7 protein-coding genes and 1 pseudogene are annotated in these 7,224 nt (G+C 71.1%); 1 reads left to right on the forward strand and 7 read right to left on the reverse strand.

The window, feature by feature from the left end; all coding sequences use genetic code 11:
• Nucleotides 1-6: 6 nt before the first annotated feature.
• Complete coding sequence (locus AC08OQ_RS16000) at nucleotides 7-816, reverse strand: anti-sigma factor RsbA family regulatory protein (RefSeq protein ID WP_476601959.1); 810 nt, start codon at nucleotides 814-816, stop codon at nucleotides 7-9.
• 728 nt (nucleotides 817-1,544) lie between these two features.
• On the opposite strand from AC08OQ_RS16000, the gene AC08OQ_RS16005 reads away from it, so the two are divergent.
• Nucleotides 1,545-4,118, forward strand: a complete 2,574-nt coding sequence (locus AC08OQ_RS16005) for a Tex family protein (protein WP_476601956.1) — start codon at nucleotides 1,545-1,547, stop codon at nucleotides 4,116-4,118.
• A 258-nt stretch (nucleotides 4,119-4,376) separates the two neighbouring features.
• Here AC08OQ_RS16005 and AC08OQ_RS16010 read toward each other — a convergent pair whose 3' ends face one another.
• The 6 genes and pseudogenes from AC08OQ_RS16010 to AC08OQ_RS16035 all read right to left on the reverse strand — a co-directional run.
• Nucleotides 4,377-4,865 (reverse strand): beta-class carbonic anhydrase, encoded by a 489-nt coding sequence (locus AC08OQ_RS16010; RefSeq protein WP_476601957.1) that lies wholly within the window; start codon nucleotides 4,863-4,865, stop codon nucleotides 4,377-4,379.
• A gap of 60 nt (nucleotides 4,866-4,925) precedes the next feature.
• Nucleotides 4,926-5,951, reverse strand: coding sequence for an aromatic/alkene monooxygenase hydroxylase subunit beta (locus AC08OQ_RS16015; protein WP_462187832.1), 1,026 nt, complete (start codon nucleotides 5,949-5,951; stop codon nucleotides 4,926-4,928).
• 2 nt (nucleotides 5,952-5,953) lie between these two features.
• Nucleotides 5,954-6,259, reverse strand: a complete 306-nt coding sequence (locus AC08OQ_RS16020) for an MmoB/DmpM family protein (RefSeq protein ID WP_476602122.1) — start codon at nucleotides 6,257-6,259, stop codon at nucleotides 5,954-5,956.
• Nucleotides 6,256-6,666, reverse strand: coding sequence for a monooxygenase system ferredoxin subunit (locus tag AC08OQ_RS16025; protein ID WP_476597412.1), 411 nt, complete (start codon nucleotides 6,664-6,666; stop codon nucleotides 6,256-6,258). The genes AC08OQ_RS16020 and AC08OQ_RS16025 overlap by 4 nt, the downstream gene beginning before the upstream one ends.
• A gap of 7 nt (nucleotides 6,667-6,673) precedes the next feature.
• Nucleotides 6,674-6,922: a toluene-4-monooxygenase system B family protein gene (locus tag AC08OQ_RS16030; RefSeq protein ID WP_462187827.1), complete on the reverse strand. Its 249-nt coding sequence runs from the start codon at nucleotides 6,920-6,922 to the stop codon at nucleotides 6,674-6,676.
• Nucleotides 6,923-6,992: 70 nt separating this feature from the next.
• Nucleotides 6,993-7,224: pseudogene (locus AC08OQ_RS16035) on the reverse strand (toluene monooxygenase); the annotation flags it as partial.

The raw sequence follows: 7,224 nt of genomic DNA on the forward strand, positions 1-7,224 counted from the left end.
GGAGTATTAGACGTACATATACATCCGCACGGTCGTGCCAACCCAGGTCGACCGGAGCTGGACGAGATCGCACAACTGGTTGACGAGCCACAGCCCGCGGCCGCCGCCCAGGGACAGGTCCGGGCGGCGGCGTCCGGCCAACCGGTCGTACAGCCGGCCGCCGTCGCGGACCTCGCAGATCAGGCAGGCGTCGTCCGTCCAGATGCGGACCACTCCATGGCCCCCGCCGTGGTGCACGCTGTTCGTGGCGACCTCGTGCACGGCCAGCTCGAACTCGCCGGTCCGCTCGGCGCCCAGGCCCCGGGCCAAGGCGACCCGGGTCATCTCGGCGCGGACATGCCCCAGGTCGTGCGGGCCGAAGGCAAACTTGATGCGGGGAACGCCGAGGTCCGGCAGGGCCTCGGCCAGCGGGTCGGGGCCCGGACCCCCGACGACGGACCCGGGCGATCGACACCGGGAACTGACCCGGCCCAGCCCGCCCTCCACCACCACGGGATGGGTGCGCCAGATCTCGTCGACGAGCGGCGAGTCGATCCGGCCCACAGCATAGAGGCACCGCAGCCGCCACGCCGGCGGCGCGGCGAACGCCTCGTTGAGCAACGCCTCGTGCAGCATGCATGCTCGCCGCTCCGGGCCGGACCGGTCCAGCCATATCGGCTCGCCGATCCCCCGTACCAGCCGACCGCGTTCGACACCGAGGTCCAGAAAATCCTGCCAGGCCGAAATAATCCGGGCCGGATTACGACCGAGCTCGGCCATGTCGAGAAAAGAGACGCGCTGCGCGGCCCGACCGAGGGCGGCGCGTAACTGGCGTATCCGCCTGTGTCACGGCGACCAGGACGGCCTCGTCGGCCGCGAGCCCGGCGAGCACGAAATCGTGCGTTGTGCTGAGGAAACCGGCGTCGCCCTGATACAGGAAAGCCTCGTGGCGAATCCCGTCGAGCCCACTTCCACCGGCGATCGGGCCACAGATGGAGCCCAGGGTACTCCCGCGGCTCACCTCGCGGCCCGACGCGGCAAAGCGCGGGTCGCCCCCACGGGAGCCCGCCCGGCCACTCACCGCGACCTCGGCGGCGGAATGCCGAGAATACACGCGGCCCGCGCCGGCAGCCCCGTCCCCAGTGTGCACGGGCACATCGTAGGTCATGCCGAACCAATGGGATATACACCGCAACACAATCAGACCGCCCAGCTCATCAGAGCTGGTAGCAGAAACGACCCGGCCACCCCGGAACCGGTTCTCCGGCCAGGCGGGCCACGCCGGGCCGGGCCGGTCGCCGCCGTAACCGCGCCACGCGGGGACGATGCCCGAGACCAGGAGGCTGGCAGCCGAGACCAGGAGGCCTGCGCTCGAAACCAGGAGGCTGCGGGAACGCGGGAACCCGCGCCGGGACCGCCGCCCGCGGGCGGAAAACCGCGTGATCACCCGTAGTCTCGCAGTCAGAGCGTCGGCGCGGGTCTCACCGCACGGCGCCCGAGCGACGACGACGCGGCCGGCCCCCGGCCCGGCGACCGAAGATCGACGAGAAGGCGGATCAGGGATTGTGACGACGACATCTGTCCCGCAGCAGTCCATCCATCAGCGGATCGCCGAGGAGCTCGGCGTGCGCCAGGGGCAGGTGACGGCGGCGGTCGACCTGCTCGACGGTGGTGCCACCGTGCCCTTCATCGCTCGCTACCGCAAGGAGGCGACCGGCACCCTCGACGACACGCAGCTGCGCACGCTGGAGGAACGGCTGCGTTACCTGCGGGAGCTAGAGGATCGGCGCGGCGCGATCCTCGAGTCGATCCGGTCGCAGGGCAAGCTGGACGACGCCCTGGAGGCGCAGATCCTCGCCGCCGACTCCAAGGCCCGGTTGGAGGACATCTACCTGCCCTTCAAGCCGAAGCGGCGGACCAGGGCGCAGATCGCCCGGGAGGCCGGCCTCGAACCGCTGGCGGAGAGCCTGCTGGGCGACCCCTCGCTCGACCCGTACGCCACAGCGACGGCCTACGTCGATCCGGAGAAGGGCGTGGCCGACGCGGGTGCCGCGCTGGAGGGAGCGCGGGCGATCCTCGTCGAACGGTTCGCCGAGGACGCTGACCTGATCGGCACGCTGCGCGAGCGAATGTGGTCGCGTGGTGTCCTGGTCTCCCGGGTCCGGGAGGGCAAGGAGGAGGCGGGGGCGAAGTTCTCGGACTACTTCGACTTCTCCGAGCCGTTCACCTCGTTGCCGTCGCACCGCATCCTCGCGGCGTTCCGGGGGGAGAAGGAGGAGATCCTCGACCTGACCCTCGAACCGGGCGTGCCGGCGGAGCCGGACGCCGCCCCGCCGCCCGGGCCGACCGACTACGAGACGCGGATCGCCGAGACGTTCGGGATCTCCGACGCGGGCCGGCCGGCGGACCGGTGGCTCCTCGACACGGTCCGCTGGGCCTGGCGCACCCGCATCCTTGTGCACCTCGGCGTCGATCTGCGGATGCGGCTGTGGACGGCCGCCGAGGACACCGCCGTGCGGGTGTTCGCGGCGAACCTGCGTGACCTGCTGCTCGCGGCGCCGGCCGGGACCCGGGCGACCATGGGTCTCGACCCGGGGTACCGCACCGGAGTGAAGGTCGCCGTGGTCGACCCGACCGGCAAGGTGGTCGCCACCGACACCATTCATCCGCACGTCCCGGCACGGCGGTGGGACGAGTCGATCACCACCCTGGCCCGGCTCGCCCGGGAGCACCGCGTCGACCTGATCTCGATCGGGAACGGGACGGCCTCCCGGGAGACCGACAAGCTCGCCGAGGACCTCATCCGCCGGCACCCGGAGCTGTCGCTGACGAAGGTGACAGTGTCGGAGGCGGGGGCGTCGGTGTATTCGGCGTCCGCTTATGCCGCGGCGGAGCTCCCCGGGCTCGACGTCTCGCTGCGCGGGGCCGTGTCGATCGCCCGGCGGCTGCAGGACCCGCTCGCGGAGCTGGTGAAGATCGACCCGAAGTCGATCGGGGTTGGGCAGTACCAGCACGACCTGTCCGAGTCCCGGCTGTCGTCATCCCTGGACGCGGTGGTCGAGGACTGCGTGAACGCGGTGGGGGTGGACGTCAACACCGCGTCTGCCCCGCTGCTGACCCGGGTGTCCGGAATCGGGGCAAGCCTCGCGGAGAGCGTGGTGCGCCACCGCGACACGCACGGGCCGTTCCAGACCAGGGCCGCACTGAAGGACGTCCCCCGCCTCGGGCCGAAGGCGTTCGAGCAGTGCGCCGGCTTCCTGCGCATCCCCGGCGGGGACGATCCGCTGGACGCCTCCAGCGTGCACCCCGAGTCCTACCCGGTGGTGCGGCGCATCCTCGCGGCGACCGGCGGCGACCTCGGCTCCCTTATCGGCAACGGCGCGGTCCTGCGAGCCCTGAAGCCGAGCGAGTTCGTCGACGACACCTTCGGCCTGCCAACCGTCACCGACATCCTCGCCGAGCTGGAGAAGCCCGGCCGTGACCCGCGGCCGGCCTTCAGGACGGCGGCATTCACCGAGGGGATCGAGACGCTCGCGGACCTGGTCCCCGGCATGACCCTGGAGGGAACCGTCACGAACGTCGCCGCGTTCGGGGCCTTCGTCGACATCGGCGTTCACCAGGACGGCCTGGTGCACGTGTCGGCGATGTCGAAGAACTTCGTCAGCGATCCGCGCGAGGTCGTCAAGCCCGGCGACATCGTGACGGTGAAGGTTCTCGACGTCGACATCCCACGCAAGCGGATCTCGCTGACGCTGCGGCTGGACGACGAGGCCGGTGCCGCGGGTCCGGGTCGCCGGGACGGCGAGGGTGACCGGCGGGGAGCCGCGGGTGCGGGCGCCGGACGCGGCGGGAGCCGTGATCGTGGTGATCAGCGGGATGGCGGCCGGGGCACCGCGAGTGGCGAACGTGGTGGTGCCGGCGGTCGCGGTGCCGGTGGTGCCGGTGGTTCCGGTGGACGCGGTGGCATGGGCGGTCGTGGCGGTTCCGGTGGCAGGAACGGTTCCGGTGGCCGCGGGGGTTCCGGTGGCCGCAGCGGATCCAGTGTGCCGGACGGCGCGATCGCCGAGGCGCTGCGCCGGGCCGGCATCGTCAACGGCGACCAGATCACTCTCGGCGAGTCCGGCCGCAAGCGCGGCTGACCCACTGACCAGGTGACGGGTGGGGCCGGCGGGTCGGGCCGGGAATTATCGGCTCCGGCGCCTCCCGCCGGCCCCACTCACCTGGCTCCCCCCGGAGGTGCTTCGCGGATCGACGGTACTGATCCCCGAAGCACCCCGACGGCGGACGAAGTCCGGTGTCGTCAGAAATACGGTGTCATCAGAAAGAACCGACGGTGATACCGATAATGGTGAGTCGATACTCGAAGGCGCTGAACAGCAGGGTGCGGCAGGCGGATATCACGCGACTTCGGCGAGCAGTCCGGTGGCAACATCGAAGATGAAGCCACGGATGGCGCCGGTATGCGGGATGAACGGACTCGCCTTGATCCGCGCGATCGACTGGCGTACGTCTTCGGTCAGGTCGGTGAACGACTCCGCGGCCCATTCCGGTTTCATCCCGGTCTCGTCCTGGATCGAGCGTTTGAAATCGTCGTCGGTGAAGGTCAGCATGCCGCAGTCGGTGTGGTGGATCAGGATGATCTCGCGGGTGCCGAGCAGGCGCTGGCTGATCGCGAGGGAACGGATCTCGTCGTCGGTGACGACGCCGCCGGCGTTGCGGATGACGTGAGCCTCGCCGTCGCCCAGGCCGAGGATCGCGTAGACGTTGAGCCGTGCGTCCATGCAGGCGACGGCGGCGATGTGCTTGGACGGCGGCAGCGGAAGCGGCCCGGCGAAGGTCTTCGCGTAGGCGGCGTTGTTGGTCAGGTAGTCGTCGGTGACGGACATGGGTCCTTCCGGGGGGCGGATCGGTGGTGGAGGCCGGAGGTTCAGGCGGGATCCGCAGGTTCAGGCGGGGTCCGCCGTGCCGGTCCAGGAGGCACGGAACGCCGCGGTGGTCGCGGCGACGGTGGCGGTGACCTCGGCCGGGCTGGCCGGGTTCGGGGCATCGCCGAACCCGGCCGCCAGGCCCGCGACGCCCGTCTCCGCGCGGGGGCGCCAGCTTTCTTCCCAGACCGCGAGAACCGCGGCGTTGTCGGGCCGTTCGGCGATGGCGTGGCGGGCCAGGGCCGCGCTCCACGCCCGGCTGCGGGCGCCGTCGACGCCGGACTCGCGCAGCAGTTGGGCGGTGAGGCCGTCGCCGTTGGCGTCCGCGAGGTCGGGGAGGGCGGTCTTGAGCAGGGTGTCGAGCGCCGGCTTGACGACGAGGTTCAGCGCCGTGAAGGCCTCCGCCCAGTCGTAGGCGACCAGCAACCGCTCCAGCGCCTCCCGGGCGGGTTGCCAGGCCGGGTCTTCTTCCCAGAACCGTCGGGTGGCCCGGCTGTCGGCGAGGTCGGCGCCATGGACCAACGACAGCGCCTTGGCCCGGTAGGCGATCCACTGCAGGGCGCGCAGTTCGTCGGCGGCCTGGAAGAACGCGGCGTTGCTGACGTAGGCGCTGGGTCCGAGCTGGCCGACGTACAGGCTGGTGATCTGCAACACGTGGAACAGGTAGCGGGCGGGCAGGTAAAGCCGCGCGAGGACACCCACCCAGGCCGGGTTCAGGCCGGCATCCGCATCGAGGGCCTCGAAGTGGTCGACGACGCCTTCGGCGTAGATCTCCCGGTCGTGCTGCAGGGCGATGTAGCGGCGGTAGTTGAGCTGGGCGGGGTCGCGGAACGCCTCCCAGTCCACGCCCCGCAGCGGCGAGCCCTCGCGGTAGCGTAGGTACCACCGGTTGATCGGACTGTCAGGATCAAGGTCGAACGGGGCCGGCTGCCGCCCGAAGTGGTAGTGGAAGTGGCCGGTGACGGTCTCGTACTCGTTCGGCTTGCGGCGGGCCCCGTCGAACACACTCCAAGTGCGCAGGGGCCTCGCCGTGGGGGCGGTAGTCATCCTCAGTCCTTCCGGTCCAGGTACCAGACGAGTTCGTCGTCGCTCACGTACCGCATCCGCCCGGCAAAGCCGGCGAGGGCGGGTTCGAGGGTGGCGAGCGGGACGGACCGGCCGGCGGCCTCCTCCAGGCTGGCGCGGGTGACCCGCAGGAAGCGGGGCGCGTTGATGCGCACGTAGCCGTTGCGGTCCTCCACGACCAGCGTCTGGTCGGGGTTGTCCTTCTCGATTGCGGCGTGCAGTGCCTCGACGACGTCCGGGTCGAATCCGCGGACGATGGGGCCTACCAGGCGGCTGGAGTCGGCGGTCATGAAAATCGTCTCCCCGTCGGTGCCGCGGTCGCAGCGCCACGGCACCGGTTGTAGTGACGTCGGCCGTCGGGTGGGATCCCGACAATGATCCGCTCGCCGTCGGCGCGCACCGGGAAGCTGTACAGCCGGCAGTCGCTCGGGTTGAGGCTCTCGCCGGTCGCCAGGTCGAACTCCCAGTGGTGCGCGGCGCAGGTGAGCACCCCGTCCTCGACGGCGCCGTTGACCAGCGGGAATCGCGAGTGCGGACACACCGCCTGGTACGCCCGTAGCGCCCCGCCGGGCAGGTGCGCCAGCAGCACCTGCTCGGCGCCCGCGGTCACCTCGAGCACGTCGCCTTCCCACACCTCGTCCAGCGAGGCGACGTCGGTCCACGCCACTGCGGTGCCACCCGCCGACGCGCTACTCATCGACGTGCTACTCATCGAAGAAGGCTTCGACATGGTCGAGCGGGCCGACGCCGGCCTCGCCGATGCGCGCCTCGCGGGCGAGCACCCGACCGTTGTGGCGGACCCCCACCGGCGCGTCGCTGGCCGGCAGACGCCGGCCCACGACGTGGTGAGCGATCTTTTGGCCGACGGCCTCGACGGTGTCGGCGTCGTCCACCGCCACCAGCAGCGACACGAAGTCGTGCTCGAAAACCGCGCTCAGCGGCAGCAGAGCCATCGGGCCCCCTCGGAGTGCTCGTGGACGTGGACGTAGACGTGCTCGTGGGAGTGCTCCTGCGCCCCGGGGGTCATCGCCGTGCCGCCCTAGCGCCGGTTGCGCCCGCCGCCGCGGCCTGTGCCCAGGCGTAGCCGGTGGCGTCCTGTCCCTGCTCGGACGGCGACAGCCCCATGTAGGCGAGCACGCCGCCGAGGTCGGGCGGGCTGATCTCGCCGGCGAGGAACCGGTCCACCAGCGACCGGTGCCCGGCGAACCGCTCCGGACGCTGCGTGAAGATCCACTTGCAGGGTTCCGAGCAGAAC

This window comes from Frankia sp. CcCS3 (genome assembly GCF_977927575.1).

Excerpts from the sequence above, each read along its gene's own strand:
- AC08OQ_RS16015 (WP_462187832.1), bottom strand. The coding sequence starts at position 5,951 with ATGACTACCGCCCCCACGGCGAGGCCCCTGCGCACTTGGAGTGTGTTC.
- AC08OQ_RS16030 (WP_462187827.1), bottom strand. The coding sequence starts at position 6,922 with ATGGCTCTGCTGCCGCTGAGCGCGGTTTTCGAGCACGACTTCGTGTCG.
- AC08OQ_RS16010 (WP_476601957.1), bottom strand. The coding sequence starts at position 4,865 with ATGTCCGTCACCGACGACTACCTGACCAACAACGCCGCCTACGCGAAG.
- AC08OQ_RS16025 (WP_476597412.1), bottom strand. The coding sequence starts at position 6,666 with ATGAGTAGCGCGTCGGCGGGTGGCACCGCAGTGGCGTGGACCGACGTC.
- AC08OQ_RS16020 (WP_476602122.1), bottom strand. The coding sequence starts at position 6,259 with ATGACCGCCGACTCCAGCCGCCTGGTAGGCCCCATCGTCCGCGGATTC.